Genomic DNA, 25,501 nt, shown 5'->3' with positions numbered 1-25,501 from the left:
TGACCCGTGATCCAGCAACACCGGTACGACGTGGTGATCGTCGGTGCGGGCGGTGCCGGGATGCGGGCCGCGGTGGAAGCGGCTCCTCGGACGCGTACGGCGGTGCTGACCAAGCTCTACCCCACCCGCAGCCACACCGGGGCCGCCCAGGGCGGGATGTGCGCGGCGCTGGCCAACGTCGAAGACGACAACTGGGAATGGCACACCTTCGACACCGTCAAGGGCGGCGACTACCTCGCCGACCAGGACGCGGTGGAGATCATGTGCAAGGAAGCCATCGACGCGGTGCTCGACCTGGAGAAGATGGGGATGCCGTTCAACCGCACCCCCGAGGGCCGCATCGACCAGCGCCGCTTCGGCGGGCACACCCGCGACCACGGCAAGGCCCCGGTGCGCCGGTCCTGTTACGCCGCCGACCGCACCGGGCACATGATCCTGCAGACGCTGTATCAGAACTGCGTCCGTCACGACGTGGAGTTCTTCAACGAGTTCTACGCGCTGGACCTGGTGCTCACCCAGACCCCGAGCGGGCCGGTGGCCACCGGTGTGGTCGCCTACGAGCTGGCCACCGGCGAGATCCACGTCTTCCACGCCAAGGCCATCGTGCTCGCGACCGGCGGCTCGGGCCGGATGTACAAGACCACCTCGAACGCACACACCCTGACCGGCGACGGCATCGGCATCGTCTTCCGCAAGGGACTTCCGTTGGAGGACATGGAGTTTCACCAATTCCACCCGACCGGACTGGCCGGTTTGGGCATCTTGATCTCCGAGGCCGTGCGCGGCGAGGGTGGGCGGCTGCTCAACGGCGAGGGTGAGCGGTTCATGGAGCGCTACGCTCCGACGATCGTCGACCTGGCGCCGCGCGACATCGTCGCCCGGTCCATGGTTCTGGAGGTCCTGGAGGGCCGCGGCGCCGGCCCGCACAAGGACTACGTCTACATCGACGTCCGCCACCTCGGCGAGGATGTGCTCGCGGCCAAACTGCCCGACATCACCGAGTTCGCCCGCACCTATCTGGGTGTGGACCCGGTGCACGAGCTGGTCCCGGTGTACCCGACGTGCCACTACGTGATGGGCGGCATCCCCACCACCGTCACCGGACAGGTGTTGGCCGACAACACATCCACCGTTCCCGGCCTGTACGCGGCCGGCGAGTGCGCGTGTGTGTCGGTGCATGGCGCCAACCGGCTGGGCACCAACTCGCTGCTGGACATCAACGTGTTCGGCCGCCGCGCCGGCATCGCCGCCGCCAATTACGCGCGGCGACACGACTTCGTCGACATGCCCCCGGAGCCGGCGGCGATGGTCGTCGGCTGGGTCGGCGACATCTTGAGCGAGCACGGCACCGAGCGCGTCGCCGACATCCGGGGCGCCCTGCAGCAGACCATGGACAACAACGCCGCGGTGTTCCGCACCGAAGAGACGCTGAAGCAGGCGCTGACCGACATCCACGCCTTGAAGGAGCGATATTCCCGAATTACCGTGCACGACAAGGGAAAGCGCTTCAACAGCGACCTGCTGGAAGCCATCGAGCTGGGCTTTTTGCTGGAACTGGCCGAGGTCACCGTGGTCGGGGCGCTAAACCGCAAGGAGTCTCGCGGCGGCCACGCCCGCGAGGACTACCCGAACCGGGACGACGTCAACTACATGCGCCACACCATGGCCTACAAGGAAATTGGGACCGATAAGCAGGGCAGCGACCTGCTGAGCGACATCGCGCTGGACTTCAAGCCCGTGGTGCAGACGCGCTACGAACCCAAGGAACGGAAGTACTGATGACGGACGTTGTAGGGCCACAGGTGGAGACTCTGGAACCGCCCCTGCCGCCCGTTCCCGACGGGGCGGTGATGGTGACCGTCAAGATCGCCAGGTTCAACCCCGACCAGCCCGACGCCTTCGCGGAAACCGGTGGCTGGCAAAGCTTTCGGGTGCCGTGCCTGCCCAGCGACCGGATGCTCAACCTGCTGATCTACATCAAGAGCTACCTGGACGGGACGCTGACCTTCCGCCGCTCCTGCGCGCACGGGGTGTGCGGTTCGGACGCCATGCGGATCAACGGTGTCAATCGGCTGGCGTGCAAGGTGCTGATGCGGGATCTGCTGCCCGAAAAGCCAAAGCCCGGAAAGACCTTGACCATTACGGTCGAGCCGATCCGCGGGCTGCCGGTCGAGAAGGACCTGGTGGTCGACATGGAGCCGTTCTTCGACGCCTACCGGGCGATCAAGCCGTACCTGATCACCTCCGGCAACCCGCCGACCCGCGAACGCATCCAGAGCCCGACCGACCGCGCCCGCTACGACGACACCACCAAGTGCATCCTGTGCGCGGCGTGCACCACCAGTTGCCCGGTCTTCTGGCACGAGGGCAGCTATTACGGACCGGCGGCGTTCGTCAACGCACACCGCTTCATCTTCGACAGCCGCGACGAGGGCGCCGCCGAACGCCTGGACATCCTCAACGAGGTCGACGGCGTGTGGCGGTGCCGCACCACGTTCAACTGCACCGAGGCCTGCCCGCGCGGCATCCAGGTCACCAAGGCGATCCAGGAGGTCAAGCGCGCGATCATGTTCTCGCGCTGATTGGCCCGTCGATCAGCGCAGCATCCGTCACAGGAGTACCTCTCCAGAACCGGCGCGCTATTCGCGAAAGTGCTACCGCATGCGATGGCACGTTTGAAACCTTTCTATTGGTGCCACGGACCGTCACACATCTCAGGCCTGCCTCGTCTGAGGGATATGACACAGAAAGCTCGGATCGAGCCCCTGTCCCCAAAAGCGGCGCCACGGCCACGTTCCCGAGCCGTGGTGCCAGTGTCACGCTCAACGATCATCGGCAGTCACATATCTGCCGGCTACACCGTCTCCAGCGCGTAACCCATTCGCACCGAAATCAGGAGACATTCATGATCATCACCTGGTGGCCGCTCGCCGCGCTGGCCGTGATCCAGCTCGCCGATGCCGCTCTCTGCTGGAAACCTGTCGGATTCATCCGTGACTGCCTGGTCGACGTCCGGTTTCCGCGCCGCTTCTGGCGCGTTCTACCGGTCCTGAAAGTCGCATCGGCAGCCGGCCTGATAATCGGGATCTGGTTCCCGCCGCTTGCGTTAGTGACCGGCGTTGCGCTGGTCGGCTACTTCATCATCGCGATCACAATGCATGTCACGACTCGCGATTTCGGCCGTAACCTATTCGTCAATGCGACCGGCATGCTTGCTTTGTGCGCAGCCACGCTCGGTTTCGTCATCGTGTCGATGTGACACCCACAGGTCGTGTACTAACGAGACGGACGCAGCGGAGACCCGGTGAACTTCTCGGGATTGGCGATATCCCATAGCGCGCAGACCTTTCCGTCGCGCATCGTCACCGCCGTGATCCGCGGCGCCATCTCGCGGTAGCCGTCACCGGCCGGGCAGCCGGCCGTGTAGATGCCGAGTTCGCCGTTGACGAACCCCAGCTGATAGGCGGTGAACATCGACGGGCCGTAACGCTGCGCCAGGCCAAAGAAGAATCGGGCCACCTTGTCCGCACCCTGGATGACGTTGATTGCGGTGGGCGCCTTGCCATTCGCATCGCCGGTCAGGATCACGTCCGGGTGCAGCAGCGCCACCACGGCCTCCAGATCGGCGGCGGCCATGGCGGCCAACAACTTGCCCACCACCTCGTTGTGCGACGGATCCGGTTCGGGCGGCGGCTCGGCCGTGACGGCCTTGCGCGCCCGCGACGCGAGCTGCCGGGCGCCGGCCTCGCTGGTTCCCAGCACCTCGGCCACCTCGGCGAACGGCACGGCGAACCCGTCGTGCAACACGAACGCGACCCGCTGATCGGGCGAGAGCCGTTCCAGCACCACCATCGCCGCGAATCGGGCGTCCTCGCCGGCCACCACCGCCGACAACGGATCGGCTTCCGGAGCAGGGGGACCCAACCCGGTGACCACCGGCTCGGGCAGCCAGTTTCCGGTGTAGGTCTCGCGACGATGCGCGGCCGAGCGCAACCTGTCCAGACCCAGCCTGCTCACCACCGTGGTCAACCACGCCCGCAGGTCGGCTATTGCCGTGTCCTGCCGGTGCCAGCGCAGCCAGGCATCCTGGACGATGTCCTCGGCATCGGCGACGGTGCCGGTCAACCGGTAGGCCACCGACATGAGATGCGGCCGAAGGGCTTCGAATTCGGCGACCCGCGTCGAGGTCATACCGACGAGCCTAGCCCGGCGACGACGAGCGCCGGAACGGCGCGAGTGAGGAGCCGGGCGATCGAACCTAGCCCGGCGACGGCGAGCGCCGGAACGGCGCGAGTGAGGAGCCGGGCGATCGAACCTAGCCCGGCGACGGCGAGCGCCGGAACGGCGCGAGTGAGGAGCCGGGCGATCGAACCTAGCGTTACGCTCACCACCAACATGACCGACAACCTGTGGCTGCACTTCTCCCGGCACGGCCCGGGAATCACGCCGCCGATCATCACCCGCGGCGAGGGCGTCACCATCTTCGACGACCGCGGCAAGAGCTACCTCGACGGCCTTTCCGGGCTGTTCACCGTGCAGGTCGGCCACGGCCGGGCCGAGCTCGCCGAGGCCGCCGCCCGGCAGGCGGGCACGCTGGCGTTCTTCCCGCTGTGGGGGTATGCCACCCCGACGGCCATCGAGCTCGCCGAGCGTCTCGCGGGCTACACGCCGGGCGACCTGAACCGGGTCTTCTTCACCACCGGCGGCACCGAGGCCGTCGAGACCGCGTGGAAACTGGCCAAGCAGTACTTCAAGCTCACCGGCAAACCCGGTAAGTACAAGGTGATTTCGCGATCGGTGGCCTACCACGGCACCACCCAGGGCGCCCTGGCGATCACCGGGCTGCCCCGCTACAAGGCGCCGTTCGAGCCAGTGACGCCCGGGGGCTTCCGGGTGCCCAACACCAATTTCTATCGGGCGCCGGAACCGTTCGGAGCCGGTCTGGAAACCGACGCCAAGGCCTTCGGGCAGTGGGCCGCGGACCGGATCGCCGAGGCCATCGAGTTCGAGGGCCCCGACACCGTGGCCGCGGTATTCCTCGAGCCGGTGCAGAACGCCGGAGGCAGCATCCCTCCTCCCCCAGGCTATTTCGAACGGGTGCGCCAGATCTGCGACTCCTACGACGTGCTGTTGGTCTCCGACGAGGTGATCTGCGCGTTCGGCCGCATCGGGTCGATGTTCGCCTGCGACGACTTCGGCTACGTGCCCGACATGATCACCTGCGCCAAGGGGATGACGTCGGGCTACTCGCCGATCGGCGCCATGATCGCCAGCGAGCGCTTGTTCGAGCCGTTCAACGACGGCGCGACGATGTTCCCGCACGGCTATACCTTTGGCGGCCACCCGGTTTCGGCGGCCGTCGGGCTGGCCAACCTCGACATCTTCGAGCGCGAGGGGCTCAACGATCACGTCAAAACCAACGCGCCCGCGTTCCGCGCCACCCTGGAAAAGCTCTACGACCTGCCCATCGTCGGCGACGTGCGCGGCGAGGGTTTCTTCTACGGCGTGGAACTGGTCAAGGACAAGGCGACCAAGCAGACGTTCAGCGACCCCGAGCGCCGGGTGCTGCTCGCCCGGGTCGGCTCGGCGCTGTTTGCGGCCGGGCTGTACTGCCGCACCGACGACCGCGGCGATTCGGTCATCCAGCTGGCGCCGCCGCTGATCAGTGGCCGAGCCGAATTCGACACCATCGAATCCATCCTCCGTGGCGTCCTGCGCGAGGAGTCCGAGCGGCTCTAACCGATGGGCGCGCGCCTGACCGCGTCGGCGGCCAGCATCACCTCGCGGGCATGCGGGGCGCTCGGGTTGTGCGCGAACCGCGATACGGAGTTGCACAGCCAGGCAAGTGCCGACCGCCGCTCCGGCTCGGTTGTGGCGTCACGATGCAGCTTCAGCTCCGCCAGCACCTGATCCAGCCCGGAACGCCGCACCTGGGTTGCCTTCTCGACCTGTTTGAGCAAATCCTTCAGCGCGCGCGGGCCGGCGCCGGGCGCCTCACTCGCGCCATCGCGCTTGCGCCGCAACCTGGTCCACAATCGATCGTCGGAAATGGCAAATCCTCTGGAATCGGTGCGGGCGGGCGCATTCCCGCCGGCCGCGCGCCCAGCGTAACCCGGGCCCGTCGGTGCGGCTGAGTAACTTCCGTCTCACCAGTCACAGCGCGGCTCCCCGGATTCGGGCCCTCGATCGCTTACTGTGCACAGACGATGACCCTGTTACGTTCCGTATCATGCCTGGCAGCGGCGTTTTTCCTGATGGCCGCCCCGGCCACGGTCGCGGCCCCGGCGGCGTTGCCGCTGGGGCGGGCCGAACCCGGCGCCGAACCCAATGCCGCACCCGCGAACTGCCCGTACAAGGTGAACACCCCGGCGGCGGTGGATTCGTCGGAGGTCCCCACGGCCGGCGACCCCCCGATCCCGCTGGCGGTACCCGCCAAGTCCATCGGCGGTGACGCCCTGGGCAGCTGCGGCATCGTCGCCGCGCCGAACACGCCGCCGCTACCGGGTGACGTGTCCGCCGAGGCCTGGCTGGTGGCCGACCTGGACAGCGGCGCCGTCATCGCCGCCAAAGACCCGCACGGTCGTCACCGCCCGGCCAGCATCATCAAGGTGCTGGTGGCGATGGCCTCCATCAACACACTCAACCTGAACAAGTCGGTGTCCGGAACCGCCGACGACGCGGCCGCCGAGGGCACCAAGGTCGGCGTCCAGGAGGGCGGCGTGTTCACCGTCAACCAGCTGCTGCACGGGCTCCTGATGCACTCCGGCAACGACGCCGCCCACGCGCTGGCCATGCAGCTCGGCGGCATACAGCAGGCGCTGGAGAAGATCAACGTGCTGGCCGCCAAGCTGGGCGGCCAGGACACCCGGGTGGCGACGCCGTCGGGGCTGGACGCACCCGGCATGAGCACCTCGGCCTACGACGTCGGGCTGTTCTACCGCTACGCGTGGCAGAACCCCACGTTCGCCGACATCGTCGCGACGCGAACCTTCGATTTCCCCGGCCACGGCGACCACCCGGGCTACGAGCTGGAAAACGACAACCAGCTGCTCTACCAATACCCCGGCGCCCTGGGCGGCAAGACCGGGTACACCGACGACGCGGGCCAGACGTTCGTGGGCGCGGCCAACCGCGACGGGCGGCGGCTGGTGGCGGTGCTGCTGCACGGGACCCGCCAGCCGATCGCGCCGTGGGAGCAGGCCGCGCACCTGCTGGACTACGGGTTCGCCACCCCGCAGGGCACCCAGGTCGGCTCGCTGGTCGCGCCCGACCCGTCGCTGGCGCCCGCCAAGCGCGACACCGCCGCCGCCGACCGGCCCGCCAATAACGCTGCGGCCGGCGGGATCATCGGTTCCGCGGACGCCATGCCGGTCCGGGTGGGCGTCGGTGTCATCGGCAGCATCGTCGTGTTCAGCTTGATCATGGCCGCACGCTCGATGAACCGTCGACCCCAACACCGCTGAGCGCCGCTCGCCCGCCCCCCGTCAGCCTCGCCGAGAAGTGTCCTCACGCCAAAGATGCGGTGGCCACCGAACGTCACGCTCCGGTGACCGGTTTTTGCCAGCGGACGCCACTCACGTCGGTGAGGGAAAGTGTGTAGCTCCGATTCCTGTCAATAGTTGCAGTCCCGGTGTTGAGCGAGATCCGGGCTTTGCCGCCCAATGGTATGACCAGGCCGCACGTTCCCGGTTTCACCGCCGCCACGTGGTAATTCGATATGTCGCTCTTGGGGAGTTGGCTCAGCTGCGGCCCGGCCACCTTGAAAATTGTCTTGCCGTTATCGAGTAGAGCGACACTGACCAGGAATGAGCCGTATACATCCACGCCTTCGGTCCGATAGACCGTAAACCGCAAACCGCCGTCCGTGATCGTCGCATCGGAGATTTCGACCACCGGTTTGACCGACTTGTTGTGCAGCGGCCCGTAGACACCGCCGTGAAAGTATTGGTTGGTCACCAGCGTTACCGAAAGCACCGCGACCGCCCCGATGACGACAACCGGTTTTCTGACCTTCACTTCACCCGAGGCGAGCCAGGTGAAATATTTCGCCCGGGTGAAGCTCAGGCCCTTGCGCCTCAGCAGGTCGTCGACCGAGTACTCGCCGCCTCCGCTGAGCAAGAACGCGCTTCCGGACGCGATACCTAGAATTCCAATCTGCCATTCGTCGAGACAGGTGGTCCCCAGCCATCCTGCGCCCAGCAGAATGCCGAAGGCCAGCAGCATGGCGCTCGCACCCATTGTCCGGGTGAATATCCCGAGCATGAGACACAATCCGACAAGCGCTTCCACCATCGTGAAGGCGATCATGGACCATTTCAGAAGATCTGGGTGCAGCACAAGGTAGCTTATGGCTGGCTTGATGCCCAGCGCGTTGGGAAGGAAATTGTTGAACTTCTCTCCCACATACCCGGGGGTGCCGGGGTCCAGCTTGTCGGCGAGAATCGCCCTGCGCCAAAACGCCGAAAAATAAGCCCAGCCTGCAACCAGTCGGAGCGGGAGGAGAATGAGCGCAGCTGACGAGCTTTGGGTGCTGCGCTCAAGAGTGAGGTCCTGATTTCGCATCGAAAATACCATCCTTTAAAACAGCGGAAACAATCATGAAAATGGATGGCCGAAAGAATTGGCGCGCACTATCCGCGGCTGCGGGAAGCAGCATTCACTCCGGCGATGGGGTATTCCTCAGCGCCGGAGCAGGCAGAACATATGAAGGCGAGCGCGTCCGCTGAAAGCACGCGGCGCATGCCGGAGCCCTGGCGGAGGTCCTCTCGCGATACCCGCGGAGACGTCGATCCCCTGCGTAAAACCGACCGCGGGCGTGCTCCGTGTGTCATCGGTACCAGACGGCGAACCACTCGCAACGAAAGTAAAATCGCTGCTGCGGCACAGCTCCCGCGGGGCGGCCTTATGGTGCATCGACGCGGCGCGCGAGTGGTCGACCAGCTGCTCACCGACGGGGGCCGCCGCCCGTGCAGATTCATGGTGTACGGCGACGATGGTGGCCAAAGCTTCGACTGTGCGCGGGCAGTGCGTGAGAGCAAGTGGCGCGAGCAGGGCGATCACCGCGACTGCCGCCCACCGCACCCCTCGAGGTCGGTTGAGCCGCACGATCTCGAGGTCCTTCGGCGCGCGGCGCACGCGATCAAGATAGCAGCGGGCGCCGCGGGGTGCGGGCGGCGCAACTTCTCGCCATAACAAGTCGGAAGCGAATTTATGGGCGCTGAGCAGCTGGAAACATCCCCCGATCGGACATGACGGGCGGAATTCCCCCGTCCCCGATCGGGGAGCATCGGGTACCAAGCCGCGCTCAATGAGCGCTCGGCCCGCGACACTAGACTCACCGAGGTGACCGAAGCCCGGCGCGGCCTGCTGGTCGGGCTGACCGCCGCCAGCGTGGGCATCATCTACGGCTACGACCTGTCGATCATCGCCGGCGCGCAGTTGTTCGTCACCGAGGATTTCGGACTGTCCACCCGGCAACAGGAACTGCTGACGACGATGGTGGTGATCGGTCAGATCATCGGAGCGCTCGGCGCCGGCGTGCTGGCCAACGTGATCGGGCGGAAAAAGTCGGTGGTGCTGATCCTGTTCGCCTACGCGGTTTTCGCGCTGCTGGCCGCGTTTTCGGTCTCGCTGCCGATGCTGTTGGCGGCGCGACTGCTCGTCGGCCTGACCATCGGCGTGACGGTGGTGGTGGTCCCGGTATACGTGGCCGAATCGGCGCCGACGGCGGTGCGCGGCTCACTGCTGACGGCCTATCAGCTGGCGATCGTCAGTGGGCTCATCGTCGGTTACTTGACCGGTTACCTGCTGGCGGGCACACACAGCTGGCGGTGGATGCTGGGGCTGGCCTGCGTGCCCGCAGCGCTGTTGGCGCCGTTGGTGATTCGGATGCCCGACACGGCGCGATGGTACCTGCTCAAAGGCCGGGTGGACGACGCCCGGCGCGCGCTGCTGAGGGTGGAGCCCGACGCGCGGGTCGACGAGGAGCTGGCCGAGATCGGCCGCGCGTTGAGCGAGGGTAGCGGCAGCCTTTCCGAGATGCTGCCGGAAATGGTTCGCAGGCCCTATCTTCGCGCCACCGTCTTCGTGGTCGTTCTCGGCTTCCTGATCCAGATCACCGGCATCAACGCGATCATCTATTACAGCCCCCGGATATTTCAGGCCATGGGCTTCACCGGCAATTTCGCGCTACTGGGGCTGCCGGCGCTGGTGCAGGTGGCCGGATTGGCGGCCGTCGGCACGGCGCTGCTGCTGGTCGACCGGCTGGGCAGGCGGCCAATCCTGTTGTGCGGCACCGCCATGATGATCGTCGCCGACGTGGTCCTGATGGCCGTATTCGGCCGCGGCACCGGCGGTGCGGCCGCCGGGCTCGCGGGCGTGCTGCTGTTCATCTTCGGCTACACCATGGGCTTCGGCTCCCTGGGCTGGGTGTACGCCAGCGAAAGCTTCCCGTCCCGGCTGCGGTCCCTCGGGTCGAGCACCATGCTGACCTCCAACCTGGTGGCCAACGCCATCATCGCCGCCGTCTTCCTCACCATGCTGCATTCATTGGGCGGCGCAGGGACTTTCGCGGCGTTCGCGGTGCTCGCGGTGGTCGCGTTCGCCTTCGTCTACCGGTATGCGCCGGAGACCAAGGGCCGCCAGCTCGAGGACATCCGTCACTTCTGGGAAAACGGCGGCCGATGGGATTGATCGCCGCGGGAACGATGGTCCTCGGCGGGCGGATCTGTCGGCCGGGCTGGCTCGAGGCCTCCGGCGGCCGGATCGTGGCCTGCGCGCCCGGCCCGCCGCCACGCCCGGCCGACCATGATTTTCCCGATTGCACTGTGGCGCCGGGCTTTATCGACATGCACGTGCACGGCGGCGGCGGGGCTTCCTACACCGACGCGGACGGCATCGACGCCGCCGCCGCCTTCCACCTGGGCCACGGCACCACCACCACGCTCGCCAGCCTGGTGACCGCCTCGCCCCCCGAACTGCTCAGCGGGGTGCGCGCGCTCGCCGAGGCGACCCGGGCCGGCGTCGTCGCGGGCATTCATCTGGAAGGCCCCTGGCTGAGCGGGGCGCGCTGCGGAGCCCACGACCGCACCCAGATGCGTGACCCTGACCCCAACGAGATCGACGCGGTGCTGACCGCCGGCGGTGACACCATCAAGATGGTCACCCTGGCGCCCGAGCTGCCCGGGGCCGATGCCGCGATCCGGCGTTTCACGGACGCGGGAGTCGTTGTGGCGGTGGGTCATACGGATGCGACCTACGAGCAGACGCAGCACGCCATCGCGCTGGGCACCACGGTCGGCACGCATCTGTTCAACGCGATGCCGCCGCTGCACCATCGCGAACCGGGCCCGGCGCTGGCCCTGCTCCGGGACCCGCGGGTGACCGTCGAGCTGATCGCCGACGGAGTGCACCTGCACCCGGACCTGGTGCACGCGGTGATCGAGGCGGCCGGCGCGGACCGGGTCGCCGTGATCACCGACGCGATCGCCGCGGCGGGCCGCGCCGACGGCGCGTACCGGCTCGGCACGGTGCGCATCGATGTGGTGTCCGGCGTCGCGCGGGTGCACGGGGCGTCGACGATCGCGGGCAGCACGGCCACCATGGATCGGCTCTTCCGCGCCGTGGCCGGGCTGGGGTCCGATGCCGATACCGCGCTCGAGGCCGCGGTGCAGACGACCGCCGCGACGCCGGCGCGGGCTCTGGGCCTGGATCGGGTCGGCAGCCTGCGGCCCGGCTACAACGCCAATCTCGTTGTGCTGGAACGTGATCTACGGGTCGTAGCCGTCATGCTGCTGGGCGACTGGCAGGACTATCCGAGACGAGTTTGCTAACATCGAGCCGGTCAGCACCTGACACCGGACGAGGGGCCCCGTACCCGGCCAGCGAAAAGACGGCGCCGCGGAGGTGCGCGATGGCATGGCTCGTCTTGATCGCGTCGGGGGTATTGGAGGCGGTGTGGGCGACCGCCCTGAACAAGTCCGACGGCTTCTCCCGGCTTGGCCCGTCGCTGGTCTTCGTTGTCGCGCTGGGGCTTTCGATGGCCGGGCTGGCGAGTGCGATGCGCACCGTGGCGGTCGGGACCAGTTATGCGGTGTGGGTCGGCATCGGGGCCGTGCTCACGGTGGGCTACGCGGCGCTGATCGGCGACGAACCGGCGTCGTTGACCAAGCTGTTGCTGATCGCCGGGATCGTGGCCTGCATCGTGGGTTTGAAGCTGGTCAGCTAGCGGTTACGGTGAGCGAAACCCGCAATGCGGGAAAGCGTTAGCGCCCCAACAGCTCCCAATGCCATCGCGGTGAGCGTCTGGCGGGTGCCCAGGCCCTCGTCCATGTGCACCCGCGGCGCGATGATCGCCGGGGCGGGGGGCTCGACGTGTCGGTCGCGCGGATCGGTGGATGCCGTCGCCGCCCACGCCGTGCAGAACAGGACGAGATAGGCGGTGATGTAAGCGAACACCATCAACCCCAGCACCGGGCCGAACGCGACGCCCGCCGGGCTGCGCAACACCGCCTTCAGATAGATCGACGCCACCTGTTTGAACACTTCGAAGCCGATCGCCGCGATCAGCCCGGCCCGCATCGAATCGACGAAACTCACCTTTTCCCGGGGCAGGCGCGCAATCATCCAGGTGAACAGCAGCCACGACACCAGCGTCGCGATCAGGATCGAGAAAAGCCAGAAGAGCCAGTCGAACACCGCAAACTGCGGTATGCCGAGCCATTTCAGCAACGTGGCCATGGGTGCGGCGTGGCCGACGGTGGTCAGCGCGACGGTGGCCACGATCACCGCGAACGTCCCCACCATCGCCAGCAGATCGGAGAACCTGCCGCGCACGAAGCCCGGTGACTCGAAGTGGCGGTCCCACCACATCTCGGTCAGCGCCTGCCGCAGGTGCGATATCCAGCCCAGGCCCGCCCACACCGCGGTGACCAGACCGATGACACCGACCGACGTCCGGGCATCGATGGCCGAGTTCATCAACTCCTGCAGCTGATTACCCAGCCTGCCCGACACCTGGGAGCGGATGTGATCGTCGATCGAGCTCAGCAGCTGCGGCCGCCGCGCCAGAACGAATCCGAACACCGCGAAACCGACCATGAGCAACGGAAACAACGCGAAAATCGTGTAATACGTGAGGCCGGCGGCGAAGAACCCGCCGTTGCGCTCGTCGAAACGCCGGTAGGCGCGAATGATGTGGTCGAGCCACCCGTGGCGGGCCCGCAGCCGATCGAGAATGCCTGCCTCGGCCGGCTCGCTCATGGTGAAACTTCTTACCTCCGTTGCGGAAGGAACCCAAGCCGATCGTAGACCCGTTGGACCGTTTTCCCGGCGACATCCTGGGCCCTTTCGGCTCCGGCCGCCAAAATGGCCTCCAATTCGGCCGGGTCGGCCCGCAGTTCGTCCACGCGGGCCTTGATCGGGGCGACGAACTCGACCACCGCCTCCGCGGTGTCCTTTTTCAAGTCGCCGTAACCCCTTCCGGCATAGCCCTCGACGAGCTTGTCGATGTCCACGCCGCTGACCGCAGACTGGATGGTCAGCAGGTTGGACACGCCGGGCTTGGCGACGGTGTCGAAGCGGATCTCGCGCTCGCTGTCGGTCACCGCCGAACGAATCTTCTTGGCCGACAACGCCGGATCGTCGAGCAGGTTGATCAGCCCGGCATCGGTGGCCGCGGACTTGCTCATCTTCGACGTCGGGTCGGCCAGGTCGTAGATCTTCGCGGTGGCCTTGGGGATGAGCACGTCCGGCACGACGAAGGTGTCCGGGAATCGGGCGTTGAACCGCTGCGCCACGTCGCGGGCCAGCTCGAGGTGCTGGCGCTGGTCCTCGCCCACCGGCACCAGATCGGTGTCGTAGGCCAGCACGTCGGCGGCCTGCAGCACCGGGTAGGTGAACAAACCCACGGTGGTGGAGTCGGCGCCCTGGCGCAGCGACTTGTCCTTGAACTGCGTCATCCGCGACGCCTGCCCGAAGCCGGTGAAGCAGCCCAGCACCCAGGCCAGCTGGGTGTGGGCGGGCACGTGGCTCTGCACGAAGACGGTGCTGCGGGCCGGGTCGATGCCCAGCGCCAGGTATTGGGCGGCGGTGACCAGGGTCCGCCGTCGCAGCGCCTCGGGATCCTGGGCGATGGTGATGGCATGCAGGTCGACGACGCAGAAGAACGCGTCCCAGTCATCTCCCCAGTCGTCCTGCAGCTCGACCCACCGGGTGATGGCGCCCAGCGCGTTACCCAGGTGAAGCGAATCGGACGTGGGCTGCACGCCGGAGAAAATGCGGCTGGATCCGGTAGCGGTGCTCATGATGCACCGATCTTTTCACGCGCGCCGTGGCAACCCAGCGTGCGGCCAGCTTCACGTTCGGTGCCGAGTGTGCGGCCAGCCGCACCCTCACGATCAGGCACCTTGCGGTACCGGCGGTACCGCCTTTAATGTCGGGTTATGCGCAATCTCGTCTGCTCGGGTCCGTCCTCGTGAGCCCCGCTCGCTCGGCGTCGCCTTCGGCCCGTCCGCCGACCCACCTGGGTTCCGGCGAGCCGGTCGTGCTGCTGCACGGATTTTTGATGTCGCAAACGGTGTGGGATCCGGTAGCGCCGCGGCTGGCCGACACCGGCCGCTACGAGGTCTTCGCCCCGACCATGGCCGGGCACAACGGCGGGCCCTTTGCGGGCACCTGGCTGTTGAGCTCGTCGGTGCTGGCCGACCACATCGAGCGTCTGCTCGACCAACTCGGCTGGGACAGCGCGCACCTGGTGGGTAACTCGCTGGGCGGCTGGGTGGCCTTCGAGCTCGAGCGGCGCGGGCGGGCCCGCAGCGTCACCGGCGTCGGCGCCGCGGGCGGGTGGACGCGCTGGAGCCCGGTCAAATTCGAGGTCATCAGCAAGTTCATCGCCGGCATGCCGATCCTGGCGCTGGCCCGGCTGTTGGGCCAGCACACGCTGCGGCTGCCACTGAGCCGCCGGCTGGCGACCCTGCCGCTGAGCGCGACCCCGGACGGGGCCAGCGAGGAGCAACTGCGCGGGGTGGTCGACGACGCCGCGCACTGCCCGGCCTATTTCCAGCTGCTGATCAAGGCGCTGCTGGCGCCGGGGCTGCTGGAGCTGGCGCAGACCGCGGTACCGGTGCAGCTGGTGCTGTGCGAGAAGGACCGGGTGGTGCCGCCCAGCAGGTTCAGCCGGCATTTCACCGACTTCCTGCCCACGGGCACAAAGATCACCAAGCTCGACGGCGTCGGGCACGTACCGATGTTCGAGGCCCCCGAGCGCATCACCGCGGCCATCGCCGACTTCCTCGACGAGTGCGCCACCGGCCCCGACCGATTTTCGGACCGGCACCGACCGCCGGCTAGTTAGCCAGCTTCTTTTCCAGGTTCTCGGCGATCGAGTTGAGGAATTCCTCGCTCTGCTGCCACTGTTGGTCGGGGCCGATCAGGATGGCGAGGTCCTTGGTCATCTTCCCGCTCTCGACCGTGGAGACGATGACGGTTTCCAGCGTCTGCGCGAACTCGATCACCTCGGGGGTGTCGTCCAGCTTGCCGCGGTGCGCCAGCCCGCGCGTCCAGGCGAAGATCGAGGCGATCGGGTTGGTCGAGGTCGGCTTGCCGGCCTGATACTGCCGGAAGTGCCGCGTGACGGTGCCGTGCGCGGCCTCGGCCTCGACCGTCTTGCCGTCGGCCGTCATCAGCACCGAGGTCATCAACCCCAGCGAACCGTAGCCCTGCGCGATGGCGTCGGACTGCACGTCGCCGTCGTAGTTCTTGCACGCCCACACGTAGCCGCCCTCCCACTTGAGGCAGGCGGCGACCATGTCGTCGATCAGCCGGTGCTCGTAGGTCAGGCCCTCGGCATCGAACTGCTCCTTGAATTCCTCGTCGTAGATGCGCTGGAACTCGTCTTTGAACATGCCGTCGTAGGCCTTGAGGATGGTGTTCTTGGTGGACAGGTACACCGGCCATTTGGCGTTCAGGCCGTACTTGAAGGTCGCCCGCGCGAAGTCGCGTACGGAGTCCTTGAAGTTGTACATCCCCATCACGACACCGCCGTCGTCGGGGATGGACACCATCTCGTGCACGATCGGCTCGCTGCCGTCCGCGGGGGTGAAGGTGATCGCGACGGTGCCGGGCTTGTCGACCTTGAAGTTGGTCGCCCGGTACTGGTCGCCGAAAGCGTGGCGCCCGATGACGATCGGCTTGGTCCAGCCGGGAACCAGGCGCGGCACGTTGGAGATGACGATCGGTTCGCGGAAGATGGTGCCGCCCAAGATGTTGCGGATCGTCCCGTTCGGCGACAGCCACATCTTCTTGAGGTTGAACTCTTGGACGCGCGCCTCGTCGGGGGTGATCGTCGCACACTTGACGCCCACACCGTGCTTCTTGATCGCGTAGGCCGCGTCGATCGTCACCTGGTCGTCGGTGCGGTCGCGGTGCTCGATGCCCAGGTCGTAGTAGTCCAAATCGATGTCGAGGTGCGGCAGGATCAACAAGTCCTTGATCAGCTTCCAGATGACGCGGGTCATCTCGTCACCGTCGAGCTCGACGACGCGGCCTTTGACTTTGATCTTGGTTTCTTTGGAAACCAGATTGGACATGCTTGGTTTCAAGGCGTCCGAAACCTCCCTGCGGCCTCAGCCGTGCGCAGCCGCTAGCACCTCGTTGAACGTCTTGCTCGGCCGCATCACTGCGGTCGTCTTCTCGTTGTCGGGGTAGTAGTAACCGCCGATGTCGACCGCCTCGCCCTGCACCTCGGCGAGTTCGGCCACGATGGCGTCCTCACTGCGGCCCAACGAGTCGGCCAGCGCGGCGAAGCGCTCGCGCAACTCCTCGTCGTCGTTTTGGGCGGCGAGTTCGGCCGCCCAGTACAGCGCCAGATAGAACTGGCTGCCGCGGTTGTCGAGTTCACCGGTCTTGCGAGACGGACTCTTGTTGTTGTCCAACAGCTTTCCGATCGCGGCATCCAGCGTCTTGCCCAACAGCTTGGCGCGCTCATTGTTGGTCTTGATACCGATGTCCTCGAAACACGCTCCCAGGGCAAGGAACTCACCGAGGGAATCCCAGCGCAGATGATTCTCCTCGACAAGTTGGTGGACGTGCTTGGGCGCCGAACCGCCCGCCCCGGTCTCGTACATTCCGCCCCCGGCCATCAACGGCACGATGGACAGCATCTTGGCGCTGGTGCCCAGCTCCAGGATCGGGAACAGGTCGGTGAGGTAGTCGCGCAGGATGTTTCCGGTGGCGGCGATGGTGTCCTGGCCGCGCATCGCGCGCTCCAGCGTGTACCTCATGGCCCACACCTGCGGCATGATCTGGATCTGCAGGCCCTCGGTGTCGTGCTCCTTGAGGTACTCCTTGACCTTCTTGCGCAGCTCGACCTCGTGCGGACGTTCGGTGTCCAGCCAGAACAGCACCGTCATGCCCGAGTTTCGCGCGCGGGTGACGGCCAGCTTGACCCAGTCGCGGATCGCTTCGTCCCGGACGATGGGCATGCGCCAGATGTCGCCGCTTTCCACCTTCTGGGTCAGCAGGACTTCCCCGGTGTCGAGGTCGACGATATTGGCGACGCCGTCCTCGGGGATCTCGAACGTCTTGTCGTGCGAGCCGTACTCCTCGGCCTGCTGCGCCATCAGCCCGACGTTGGGGACCGTTCCCATCGTCGTCGGATCGAACTGCCCGTGGGTCTTACAGAAGTTGATGATCTCTTGGTAGATCCGGGCGAAGGTGGACTCGGGATTAACGGCCTTGGTGTCCTTCTGCCGCCCGTCGGCGCCCCACATCTTGCCGCCCGCGCGGATCATCGCCGGCATCGACGCGTCGACGATCACGTCGCTGGGCGAATGAAAGTTGCTGATGCCCTTGGCCGAATCGACCATCGCCAGCTCGGGCCGGTGCTCGTGGCACGCGTGCAGATCGCGGATGATCTCCTCGTGCAGCGACGCGGGCAGCGACTCGATCTTGCTGTACAGATCGACCAATCCGTTGTTGACGTCGACGCCGAGTTCGTCGAAGAGCGCCTGGTGCTTGGCGAAGGCGTCCTTGTAGAAGATCTTCACGGCGTGGCCGAAGACGATGGGGTGGGAGACCTTCATCATGGTCGCCTTGACGTGCAGGGAGAACATCACGCCGGTCTCGTAGGCATCCTGCATCTGCTCTTCGTAGAACTCAATCAGGGCCTTCTTGCTCATGAACATGGAATCGATGACGTCGGCGTTGCGCAGCGACACCATCGGCTTGAGCACGATTGTCTTGCCGCTTTCGGTCTCCAGCTCCATCTTCACGTTGCGCGCGCGGTCCAGCGTCATCGACTTCTCGCCGTGGTAGAAGTCGCCGCTCCGCATGGTCGCGACATGGGTGCGCGACGCCGGCGACCAGTCCGCCATGCTGTGCGGGTGCTTGCGCGCATACTCCTTGACGGCCTTGGGTGCGCGTCGGTCCGAGTTACCTTGCCGCAGTACCGGGTTCACGGCGCTGCCCAGGCATTTGCCGTAGCGGGCGCGAATTTCCTTGTCCTCGTCGGTCTTCGGACTTTGCGGAAAGTCCGGAACCTTGAATCCCTTGCCTTGCAGTTCCTTGACGGCGGCAATCAGCTGGGGCACCGAGGCACTGATGTTCGGCAGCTTGATGATGTTGGTGTCGGCCAGCTTCGTCAGCCGGCCCAGTTCCGCCAGGTTGTCCGGAACCCGCTGCTCGTCGGTCAGGTGCTCGGGGAACTCCGCGAGGATCCGGGCCGCCACCGAGATGTCGCTGGTCTTGATCTCGATGCCCGCCGGTTCGGCGAAGGCACGCACGATCGGCAGGAACGCGTAGGTCGCCAGCAGCGGCGCCTCGTCGGTCAGCGTGTAGATGACGGTCGGCTCTTCGGCGCTCACGGTCCCTCTCCCGGCGGCAAGATCTTCGATATCGGACAAATCTATGGGGGCTCAGCAATCTAACCGCCACGTTATCAAGGGTGTTTGGACGGGCGTCGACCTGCATGTGCGCCGCCACGGTTGGCAGCGGGTCGGCACAGTAAGATAGTCTTCGTATTGGTCATGAGCGCCAGCGTCAAGCCCCGGCTTGCTGGCCGGCAACCCTCCAACCGCGGTGGGGTGCCCCGGGTGATGACCAGGTCTAGTAGCCACAGGCTGCGCGGCAAGCGCGGGTCCGCCATAACGGACCCCTGACTAGAGGGGACACGTGATGTGCTTCTGTCCAGCTCCTTGCGATCGGCTCACCCTTTCAGATCGCCGATGTAGGCAATCGTGTGCCGGTGTTAGCCGGCCCGCCGCCGCAGAGATCCCGCTGAGATCCCGCTGAGATCAGAAGCCCATTTCCCAGGAGAAAGCCAACCCACGTGAGTTCCGACAACGCCCCTTCCCATGCCTCTTCCGATGGCACTACCAGCGGCGACGACATCGATCCGACCGCGCACTGGTCGTTCGAGACCAAGCAGGTGCACGCCGGTCAGCACCCCGACCCGGCCACCAACGCCCGCGCGCTACCGATCTACCAGACCACGTCGTACGTCTTTGACGACACCACACACGCCGCCGCCCTGTTCGGGCTGGAGGTTCCGGGCAACATCTACACCCGGATCGGTAACCCGACCACCGACGTTGTCGAGCAGCGCATCGCCACGCTCGAAGGCGGCGTCGCCGCGCTTTTCCTCAGCTCGGGGCAGGCCGCTGAGACATTCGCCATATTGAACCTGGCGTGTGCCGGAGATCACATCGTCTCGAGCCCGCGTCTCTACGGCGGGACGTACAACCTGTTCCACTATTCGCTGGCCAAGCTGGGTATCGAGGTCAGCTTCGTGGAGAACCCCGACGATCTGGATTCGTGGCAGGCCGCGGTACGGCCGAACACCAAAGGCTTCTTCGCCGAGACCATCTCCAACCCGCAGATCGACGTCCTGGACATCCCCGGGGTCTCCGGGGTCGCCCACGCCAACGGCGTCCCGCTGATCGTCGACAACACCATCGCCACGCCGTACCTGATCCAGCCGCTGCAGCACGGCGCGGACATCGTGGTGCACTCGGCCACCAAGTACCTCGGTGGGCACGGCTCCGCGATCGCCGGAGTCATCGTCGACGGCGGCACGTTCGACTGGACGCAGGGTCGTTTCCCGGGATTCACCACGCCCGACCCGAGCTACCACGGCGTGGTCTACGCCGAACTCGGTCCGCCCGCCTATGCGCTCAAGGCGCGGGTGCAACTGCTGCGTGATCTCGGTTCGGCCGCAGCGCCGTTCAACGCGTTCCTGGTTGCCCAGGGTATCGAGACGCTGAGCCTGCGCATGGAACGCCACGTCGCCAACGCGCGCCGCGTGGCCGAATTTTTGGCAGGCCACGAGCGCGTGCTGTCGGTCAACTACGCGAGCCTGCCCGGCTCACCCTGGTACGAGCGGGCAAAGAAGTTGGCGCCCAAGGGAGTCGGGGCGGTGCTCGCCTTCGAGCTGGCCGGCGGCGTCGACGCCGGCAAGGCCTTCGTGAACGCGCTGAAGCTACACAGCCACGTCGCCAACATCGGCGACGTGCGTTCCCTGGTGATCCACCCGGCCTCCACGACGCACGCTCAGCTGTCCCCGCAGGAACAGCTGAGCACCGGGGTGAGCCCGGGGCTGGTGCGGCTGTCCGTCGGCATCGAGGGGATCGACGACATCCTGGCCGACCTGGAGCTCGGCTTCGCCGCGGCAAGTAAATTCGGGACGACCGCGGGGGCGTCGGGCACCGATCCGCACGCCGTGGCGGCCTTCTAAGGGAGCCCGGTCGATGACGATCTCCGACGTGCCCACCCAAACGCTGCCCGACGAAGGCGAAATCGGCTTCGTCCATATCGGCTCGCTGACCACCGAAAGCGGCGCGGTGATCGACGACGTGCACATCGCCGTGCAGCGCTGGGGCGAGTTGTCGCCGACGCGCGACAACGTGGTGGTGGTGTTGCACGCACTGACCGGTGACTCGCACATCACCGGGCCGGCCGGACCCGGACATCCCACCGGCGGCTGGTGGGACGGGATGGTCGGGCCCGGCGCTCCGATCGACACCGACCGCTGGTGCGCGGTGGCCACCAACGTGCTGGGCGGCTGCCGCGGCTCCACCGGGCCCAGCTCGCGGACCCGGAACGGAAAGCCTTGGGGCTCAAGGTTCCCGCGGGTTTCGATCCGCGACCAGGTGGAAGCCGACATCGCCGCGCTGGCCGCGCTGGGGATCGACGAGGTCGCCGCCGTGGTCGGTGGATCCATGGGTGGCGCAAGGGCTTTGGAGTGGATCGTCGGTCACCCGAACCGGGTTCGGGCCGGGCTGCTGCTGGCGGTGGGCGCGCGCGCCACCGCAGATCAGATCGGCACCCAGTCCACGCAGATCGCGGCGATCAAGGCCGACCCGAATTGGCAGGGCGGCGACTATCACGACACCGGACTCACGCCCGAAACCGGGCTGGCGATCGCGCGGCGCTTCGCCCACCTGACCTACCGCGGTGAAGTCGAGCTCGACAGCCGGTTCGCCAACGACGGGCAGAACGACGAGGATCCGGCCGACGGCGGCCGCTACGCGGTGCAGAGCTACCTGGAGTACCAGGGCGACAAGCTGCTGGAGCGCTTCGACGCGGGCAGTTACGTGGTGTTGACCGAGGCACTGAACAGTCACGACGTCGGCCGGGGACGCGGCGGGGTGCCCGAAGCGTTGGGTGGCTGCCCGGTGCCGGTGGTGGTGGGCGGCATCACGTCCGACCGGCTGTACCCGCTGCGCTTGCAGGAGGAGCTGGCCGAGCAGCTGCCGGGCTGCGCCGCTCTGCGGGTGGTCGACTCCGTCTGCGGGCACGACGGCTTCCTGGTGGAATCCGACGCGGTCGGCGAATTGATCCGCGAGACACTGGTGTTGGCCACCGCGGACAGCAGGGAAGGCACGTCGCAACGGTGACCCGCTCGCGGCAGGACCGCTCCTTGTCGTTCGGCTCGGCGGCCGCGGCTTATGAGCGTGGCCGCCCCTCCTATCCCCCCGAGGCGATCGACTGGCTGTTGCCGATAGGCGCGCGTCAGGTGCTCGACCTGGGTGCGGGCACCGGCAAGCTGACGACCCGGCTGGTGGAGCGCGGCCTGGACGTGGTGGCCGTCGACCCGATCCCGGACATGCTGGAGGTGTTGCGGACCTCGCTGCCCGAAACCCAGGCCCTGCTGGGTACGGGGGAAGAGATTCCGTTGGAAGACAACAGTGTTGACGTGGTGCTGGTGGCGCAGGCGTGGCACTGGATGGACCCCGAGCGCGCGATTCCGGAGGTGGCCCGCGTGCTGCGGCCGGGCGGGCGGCTGGGTCTGGTGTGGAACACCCGCGACGAGCGGCTCGGCTGGGTGCGCGAACTGGGCCGGATCATCGGCAGCGACGGCGACGGCCGCACCCAGGTGAAGCTGCCCGAGCCGTTCACCGAACTCGCGCAGCATCAGGTCGAGTGGACGAGTTACCTTACGCCGCAAGCACTGATCGACCTCGTCGCGTCGCGCAGCTACTGCATCACCTCGCCGACCGAGGTCCGCTCCCGAACGCTCGACCAGGTACGCGAGTTGCTCGCCACCCATCCGGCGCTGGCGCATGCGACCGGCTTGGCGCTGCCCTATGTCACCATGTGCACCCGCGCGACGCTGGCCGGGTAACGGGATGGAGCAACGGCTGAGTCTGATTACCCTGGGCGTTGCCGATCTGGATCGCGCCCGCCGCTTCTATGAACGCCTCGGCTGGCACGGTCACGAGGTGCAGGAAACGGTCTTCTTCCAGGCCGGCGGTCTCCCGGTGGGTCTGTGGGCGAGGGAAAAGCTTTCAGCCGATCTCGGCATCACCGACCAAGGCGATGACGGTTTCGGCGGCGTCGCTTTGGCTCACAACGTGCGCTCGCGCACCGACGTGGACGAGATCATGGCCGCGGCAGAGGGCGCGGGCGCGACCATTACCCGCGCTGCTGCCGAGACGTTCTACGGCGGGTATGCGGGTGCGTTCGGCGATCTCGATGGCCACGCGTGGGAGATCGCCCACAACCCCGGGTTCGCGCTGGCCGAGGACGGCACGATCACAGTGCCCGACTTCTCAGACTCCTAACCGTAATTCAAGTTTCCAAGCGAGTTACCACGTGTCGTCATCATCCCCGTCGCGCAACAGCTTTTCGGGGTGGTGGAAAGTGTTGATGCGGGGTTGGCCACGGTCCAGGTGAGGGGGCCGACGCCATTCGGTGTCACCCCCGGCGTTCTTTCGGGTGCTCCAGCCGCCGGGTCGCAGCAGGCGGTGATGCGGGCCGCAGGCGAAGGTGAGGTCGTCTACGTCGGTGGTGTGGCACGCGGCCCAGTCGGTGACGTGGTGGACTTCGCAGTAGTAACCGGGCACGGTACATCCCGGCGCGCTACAACCGCGATCCTTGGCGTACAAGACGATTCGCTGCCCGGGTGAGGCCAGCCGTTTGGTGTGATAGAGCGCCAGGGCCTTACCTTTGTCGAAGACGGCCAGGTAGTGATGGGCGTGACGTGCGAGGCGGATCACATCGCTCATCGGCAAGATGGTGCCGCCGCCGGTCAGACCCCGCCCGGCGGCAGCCTCCAACTCGGCCAGCGTGGTGGTGACGATGATGGAGGCCGGCAACCCGTTGTGCTGACCCAACTCACCGGAGGCCAGCAGCGCGCGCAGTGCCGCGAGGAGTGCGTCGTGGTTACGCTGGCCCGCCGAGCGCGGATCACGCTCGATAGCCTCTTGGGTGGGAGCGCCGTCTACACAGGGCGTGTCGTCGAACGAGTTGCACATTCCCGGTGCGGCGAGCTTGGCGAAGGCGGCTTCGAGGGTCGCCCGCAGCTCGGGGCTGATCCAGCCGCGCAGTGCTGACATGCCGTCGGCCTGTTGGTTACCCAGGGTCAGGCCGCGTTGGCGGGCGCGGTCCTCGTCGGTGAAGGTGCCGTCTGGGTTGACCGCATTTTCGAGCCCCCGGGCCAGCTCGCTGAGTTGTTCGGGACGAAACTGGGTTCCGAGCTTGGCCAGTTCGGCCTCGGCGCACTCGCGGGCCGCCCCGTCGACCCAGCCGGGCAGCCGGCGGTAGAACTTGCGGATCACCGCGACCTGGCCGGCTCCGAGTGTGCCGTCGCGTTGGGCGGCCGCGGTCGCGGCTAACATCGGCGACAACGGTTCGCCGGTCAGCCCGTGGCGCGGCCCCAGATCCCGTGCTTCTTTGATGCGCCGAGACGCTTCGGCCCCGCTGATCAGCGTCGCCTCGGTCAGCGCGTACGAGAGCGTGCCGCCGAGTTCTGAGGACGGGGCTTGGCGCGCCAGGGAATTGATCAGCGGATGCTCCACCGCGGGTATGCGCCGGCGCAGCGTCTCACAGCGCTCCAACACCGCCAGTTGTTGCCGCGGGTTCAACGCGTCTAATGACAGCGCGCAGGCGCGGTCCAAATCGGCATCGAGCGCATCGAACACCGCGTCGACATCGTGCTGACTAGTTGGACTCACACCGCGAAACTATCGGGGCCCACCGACAAAAAACCCCGCATTGTGACCGCTGAAACCGCAGTGATACAAGGGATTTCGATATACGTTTCGGATATCCGTTATGGCGTCCGCGTGAGGCTGGAGGCGGGTGACCGGAGCGTCAACGACGTGCCCCAGGTACCGAACCGTCAGGCGATGGACCCACCGCCATCGGCTTCTAGACAGTTGACGTAGCCACCAACCGAGAAGTGTTGCACCGCTTGGTGTGCGGTGCCCGGACAGGAGTTCGCGGCATCGCTGGGCTACCGAACCCGCGGTGTTGGCGAGGGCGCACCGCCCACGAAGCCGCCCGCCCTACGGCGCCGCCCATTAATCGACAACGCGAGAGCACCGACCTCACGAAACGCTTATTGTGCGAACCTTTATCCCACCGTTTCGCAAACGTGACAGTGATAGCTCAGAGTTCGTAGGCGTGGCTCGAGTGCCGTCAGGTGCACTCCATGCGGACGGGAAGGCTGGCGTGAAGGCACTTACACGAACTCATCGATGGATCTGGGTTTTGCGTCATCAGCCCCTCACCGTTCGCCTGCTGGCCGCGGCCGCCGGCCTGCTCACCGTGGCCTCGGCGTTCGCGGCGCCGGCCGGCGCGGAGGGCAACGGCGACGACTTCATCGACGCGCTCAATCACGCCGGCGTCGACTTCGGCGAACCCGGAAACGCGATGGCCGTCGGCGAGTCGATCTGCCCGATGCTCTCGCAGCCGGGCGGCAACTTCGCCGCGGCCGCGTCCAGCGTCGCCGGTCGGGGCATGTCACCGCAGATGGCGAGCATGTTCACCACGATCGCGATACAGACGTACTGTCCGCAGGAGATGGCGAACATCGCCAGCGGCAACCTGTCCGGCGCCATGCCACAGGTGCCGGGAATGCCCGGACAGATCCCGGGAATGGGCGGGCAGGTCCCCGGAATGCCCGGGCAGATACCGGGCATGGCGGGCCAAATACCGGGCATGACGGGAATGGCCGGCCAGCTGCCGGGGCAGGTGCCGGCGCTGCCGCGTTTCTAAGTCGAGT

General features: G+C 66.7%; 23 protein-coding genes and 2 riboswitches. Of the genes, 14 read left to right on the top strand and 9 right to left on the bottom strand.

Translation table 11 applies throughout. From position 1 onward, the window contains the following. Positions 1 to 6 precede the first annotated feature (6 nt). From sdhA to EPN51_RS21185, 3 genes are all read left to right on the top strand, one after another. Entirely contained in the window at positions 7 to 1,779 is a 1,773-nt protein-coding gene (gene sdhA / locus EPN51_RS21195) for a succinate dehydrogenase flavoprotein subunit (protein WP_293046510.1), read from the top strand. Next, entirely contained in the window at positions 1,779 to 2,582 is an 804-nt protein-coding gene (locus tag EPN51_RS21190) for a succinate dehydrogenase iron-sulfur subunit (RefSeq protein WP_293046507.1), read from the top strand. The genes sdhA and EPN51_RS21190 overlap by 1 nt, the downstream gene beginning before the upstream one ends. 323 nt (positions 2,583 to 2,905) lie before the next feature. Further along, positions 2,906 to 3,259, top strand: a complete 354-nt coding sequence (locus EPN51_RS21185; protein WP_293046504.1) for a DoxX family protein — start codon at positions 2,906 to 2,908, stop codon at positions 3,257 to 3,259. Positions 3,260 to 3,276: 17 nt separating this feature from the next. Here EPN51_RS21185 and EPN51_RS21180 read toward each other — a convergent pair whose 3' ends face one another. Both EPN51_RS21180 and EPN51_RS21175 read right to left on the bottom strand, forming a co-directional pair. Beyond that, a complete protein-coding gene (locus EPN51_RS21180; protein WP_293046502.1) occupies positions 3,277 to 4,191 on the bottom strand; it encodes a sigma-70 family RNA polymerase sigma factor in 915 nt (304 codons plus the stop codon). Continuing rightward, positions 4,188 to 4,397: a hypothetical protein gene (locus EPN51_RS21175; RefSeq protein WP_293046499.1), complete on the bottom strand. Its 210-nt coding sequence runs from the start codon at positions 4,395 to 4,397 to the stop codon at positions 4,188 to 4,190. Before EPN51_RS21175 ends, EPN51_RS21180 begins: the two co-directional genes overlap by 4 nt. On the opposite strand from EPN51_RS21175, the gene EPN51_RS21170 reads away from it, so the two are divergent. Continuing rightward, on the top strand, positions 4,396 to 5,739 hold the full coding sequence (locus EPN51_RS21170; protein WP_293046496.1) for an aspartate aminotransferase family protein: 1,344 nt from the start codon (positions 4,396 to 4,398) through the stop codon (positions 5,737 to 5,739). The two genes, EPN51_RS21175 and EPN51_RS21170, sit on opposite strands and share 2 nt — an antisense overlap. On the opposite strand, the gene EPN51_RS21165 is transcribed toward EPN51_RS21170, so the two are convergent. Continuing rightward, the gene (locus tag EPN51_RS21165; RefSeq protein ID WP_366509468.1) at positions 5,736 to 6,035 is read right to left on the bottom strand and encodes a hypothetical protein; all 300 of its coding nucleotides are present in this window, start codon (positions 6,033 to 6,035) and stop codon (positions 5,736 to 5,738) included. The genes EPN51_RS21170 and EPN51_RS21165 overlap by 4 nt on opposite strands. Before the next feature lie 171 nt (positions 6,036 to 6,206). On the opposite strand from EPN51_RS21165, the gene EPN51_RS21160 reads away from it, so the two are divergent. Beyond that, positions 6,207 to 7,463, top strand: coding sequence for a D-alanyl-D-alanine carboxypeptidase family protein (locus tag EPN51_RS21160; protein ID WP_293046491.1), 1,257 nt, complete (start codon positions 6,207 to 6,209; stop codon positions 7,461 to 7,463). A 73-nt stretch (positions 7,464 to 7,536) separates the two neighbouring features. Here EPN51_RS21160 and EPN51_RS21155 read toward each other — a convergent pair whose 3' ends face one another. Further along, a complete protein-coding gene (locus EPN51_RS21155) occupies positions 7,537 to 8,562 on the bottom strand; it encodes a TQO small subunit DoxD (RefSeq protein WP_293046488.1) in 1,026 nt (341 codons plus the stop codon). Between the two features lie 780 nt (positions 8,563 to 9,342). Here EPN51_RS21155 and EPN51_RS21150 point away from each other — a divergent pair. The 3 genes from EPN51_RS21150 to EPN51_RS21140 all read left to right on the top strand — a co-directional run bounded on the left by EPN51_RS21150 (position 9,343) and on the right by EPN51_RS21140 (position 12,226). Beyond that, positions 9,343 to 10,692, top strand: a complete 1,350-nt coding sequence (locus EPN51_RS21150; protein WP_293046485.1) for a sugar porter family MFS transporter — start codon at positions 9,343 to 9,345, stop codon at positions 10,690 to 10,692. Further along, a complete protein-coding gene (gene nagA / locus EPN51_RS21145; RefSeq protein WP_293046483.1) occupies positions 10,683 to 11,831 on the top strand; it encodes an N-acetylglucosamine-6-phosphate deacetylase in 1,149 nt (382 codons plus the stop codon). The genes EPN51_RS21150 and nagA overlap by 10 nt, the downstream gene beginning before the upstream one ends. A gap of 5 nt (positions 11,832 to 11,836) precedes the next feature. After that, a riboswitch (guanidine-III (ykkC-III) riboswitch) is annotated at positions 11,837 to 11,900 on the top strand. An 11-nt stretch (positions 11,901 to 11,911) separates the two neighbouring features. Then, entirely contained in the window at positions 11,912 to 12,226 is a 315-nt protein-coding gene (locus EPN51_RS21140; protein ID WP_293046481.1) for a multidrug efflux SMR transporter, read from the top strand. Here the strand turns inward: EPN51_RS21140 and yhjD are convergent. Next, positions 12,223 to 13,260 carry an inner membrane protein YhjD gene (gene yhjD / locus EPN51_RS21135; protein ID WP_293046479.1) on the bottom strand — a complete coding sequence of 346 codons (1,038 nt, stop codon included), beginning with the start codon at positions 13,258 to 13,260 and terminating at the stop codon, positions 12,223 to 12,225. The two genes, EPN51_RS21140 and yhjD, sit on opposite strands and share 4 nt — an antisense overlap. A gap of 11 nt (positions 13,261 to 13,271) precedes the next feature. Continuing rightward, positions 13,272 to 14,303 carry a tryptophan--tRNA ligase gene (trpS, locus tag EPN51_RS21130; RefSeq protein WP_293046477.1) on the bottom strand — a complete coding sequence of 344 codons (1,032 nt, stop codon included), beginning with the start codon at positions 14,301 to 14,303 and terminating at the stop codon, positions 13,272 to 13,274. 239 nt (positions 14,304 to 14,542) lie between these two features. On the opposite strand from trpS, the gene EPN51_RS21125 reads away from it, so the two are divergent. Then, a complete protein-coding gene (locus tag EPN51_RS21125) occupies positions 14,543 to 15,352 on the top strand; it encodes an alpha/beta hydrolase (protein ID WP_293046556.1) in 810 nt (269 codons plus the stop codon). On the opposite strand, the gene EPN51_RS21120 is transcribed toward EPN51_RS21125, so the two are convergent. Beyond that, on the bottom strand, positions 15,345 to 16,586 hold the full coding sequence (locus EPN51_RS21120; RefSeq protein ID WP_293046475.1) for an NADP-dependent isocitrate dehydrogenase: 1,242 nt from the start codon (positions 16,584 to 16,586) through the stop codon (positions 15,345 to 15,347). The two genes, EPN51_RS21125 and EPN51_RS21120, sit on opposite strands and share 8 nt — an antisense overlap. 36 nt (positions 16,587 to 16,622) lie before the next feature. Further along, positions 16,623 to 18,860: an NADP-dependent isocitrate dehydrogenase gene (locus EPN51_RS21115; protein ID WP_293046473.1), complete on the bottom strand. Its 2,238-nt coding sequence runs from the start codon at positions 18,858 to 18,860 to the stop codon at positions 16,623 to 16,625. 158 nt (positions 18,861 to 19,018) lie between these two features. Beyond that, a riboswitch (SAM riboswitch) is annotated at positions 19,019 to 19,135 on the top strand. Positions 19,136 to 19,324: 189 nt separating this feature from the next. On the opposite strand from EPN51_RS21115, the gene EPN51_RS21110 reads away from it, so the two are divergent. From EPN51_RS21110 to EPN51_RS21095, 4 genes are read left to right on the top strand one after another with little or no spacing between them, the layout of a single operon-like run. Next, positions 19,325 to 20,728 (top strand): bifunctional o-acetylhomoserine/o-acetylserine sulfhydrylase, encoded by a 1,404-nt coding sequence (locus EPN51_RS21110; RefSeq protein WP_293046471.1) that lies wholly within the window; start codon positions 19,325 to 19,327, stop codon positions 20,726 to 20,728. Between the two features lie 13 nt (positions 20,729 to 20,741). Beyond that, complete coding sequence (locus EPN51_RS21105) at positions 20,742 to 21,890, top strand: homoserine O-acetyltransferase (protein WP_293046469.1); 1,149 nt, start codon at positions 20,742 to 20,744, stop codon at positions 21,888 to 21,890. Next, on the top strand, positions 21,887 to 22,618 hold the full coding sequence (locus EPN51_RS21100; protein ID WP_293046467.1) for a class I SAM-dependent methyltransferase: 732 nt from the start codon (positions 21,887 to 21,889) through the stop codon (positions 22,616 to 22,618). The genes EPN51_RS21105 and EPN51_RS21100 overlap by 4 nt, the downstream gene beginning before the upstream one ends. Before the next feature lie 4 nt (positions 22,619 to 22,622). Further along, positions 22,623 to 23,057 (top strand): VOC family protein, encoded by a 435-nt coding sequence (locus EPN51_RS21095; RefSeq protein WP_293046465.1) that lies wholly within the window; start codon positions 22,623 to 22,625, stop codon positions 23,055 to 23,057. A 24-nt stretch (positions 23,058 to 23,081) separates the two neighbouring features. On the opposite strand, the gene EPN51_RS21090 is transcribed toward EPN51_RS21095, so the two are convergent. Continuing rightward, positions 23,082 to 24,449 carry an HNH endonuclease signature motif containing protein gene (locus EPN51_RS21090; RefSeq protein WP_293046464.1) on the bottom strand — a complete coding sequence of 456 codons (1,368 nt, stop codon included), beginning with the start codon at positions 24,447 to 24,449 and terminating at the stop codon, positions 23,082 to 23,084. A gap of 499 nt (positions 24,450 to 24,948) precedes the next feature. Here EPN51_RS21090 and EPN51_RS21085 point away from each other — a divergent pair, with 499 nt between their 5' ends. Further along, entirely contained in the window at positions 24,949 to 25,494 is a 546-nt protein-coding gene (locus EPN51_RS21085) for a DUF732 domain-containing protein (RefSeq protein WP_293046462.1), read from the top strand. The last annotated feature ends 7 nt before the right edge of the window (positions 25,495 to 25,501 follow it).

The organism is Mycobacterium sp. (genome assembly GCF_004298145.1).
GTDB lineage: Bacteria > Actinomycetota > Actinomycetes > Mycobacteriales > Mycobacteriaceae > Mycobacterium.
The sequence above is the reverse complement of the archived record's forward strand: the minus strand, read 5'-3'. Positions and strand labels throughout refer to the sequence as shown.

Bases quoted from the DNA above. Each gene is read 5' to 3' on its own strand.
- EPN51_RS21190 (WP_293046507.1), top strand. From the start codon at position 1,779: ATGACGGACGTTGTAGGGCCACAGGTGGAGACTCTGGAACCGCCCCTG.
- EPN51_RS21185 (WP_293046504.1), top strand. From the start codon at position 2,906: ATGATCATCACCTGGTGGCCGCTCGCCGCGCTGGCCGTGATCCAGCTC.
- EPN51_RS21180 (WP_293046502.1), bottom strand. From the start codon at position 4,191: ATGACCTCGACGCGGGTCGCCGAATTCGAAGCCCTTCGGCCGCATCTC.
- EPN51_RS21170 (WP_293046496.1), top strand. From the start codon at position 4,396: ATGACCGACAACCTGTGGCTGCACTTCTCCCGGCACGGCCCGGGAATC.
- EPN51_RS21175 (WP_293046499.1), bottom strand. From the start codon at position 4,397: ATGTTGGTGGTGAGCGTAACGCTAGGTTCGATCGCCCGGCTCCTCACT.
- EPN51_RS21160 (WP_293046491.1), top strand. From the start codon at position 6,207: ATGACCCTGTTACGTTCCGTATCATGCCTGGCAGCGGCGTTTTTCCTG.
- EPN51_RS21155 (WP_293046488.1), bottom strand. From the start codon at position 8,562: ATGCGAAATCAGGACCTCACTCTTGAGCGCAGCACCCAAAGCTCGTCA.
- nagA (WP_293046483.1), top strand. From the start codon at position 10,683: ATGGGATTGATCGCCGCGGGAACGATGGTCCTCGGCGGGCGGATCTGT.
- EPN51_RS21140 (WP_293046481.1), top strand. From the start codon at position 11,912: ATGGCATGGCTCGTCTTGATCGCGTCGGGGGTATTGGAGGCGGTGTGG.
- yhjD (WP_293046479.1), bottom strand. From the start codon at position 13,260: ATGAGCGAGCCGGCCGAGGCAGGCATTCTCGATCGGCTGCGGGCCCGC.
- trpS (WP_293046477.1), bottom strand. From the start codon at position 14,303: ATGAGCACCGCTACCGGATCCAGCCGCATTTTCTCCGGCGTGCAGCCC.
- EPN51_RS21120 (WP_293046475.1), bottom strand. From the start codon at position 16,586: ATGTCCAATCTGGTTTCCAAAGAAACCAAGATCAAAGTCAAAGGCCGC.
- EPN51_RS21105 (WP_293046469.1), top strand. From the start codon at position 20,742: ATGACGATCTCCGACGTGCCCACCCAAACGCTGCCCGACGAAGGCGAA.
- EPN51_RS21095 (WP_293046465.1), top strand. From the start codon at position 22,623: ATGGAGCAACGGCTGAGTCTGATTACCCTGGGCGTTGCCGATCTGGAT.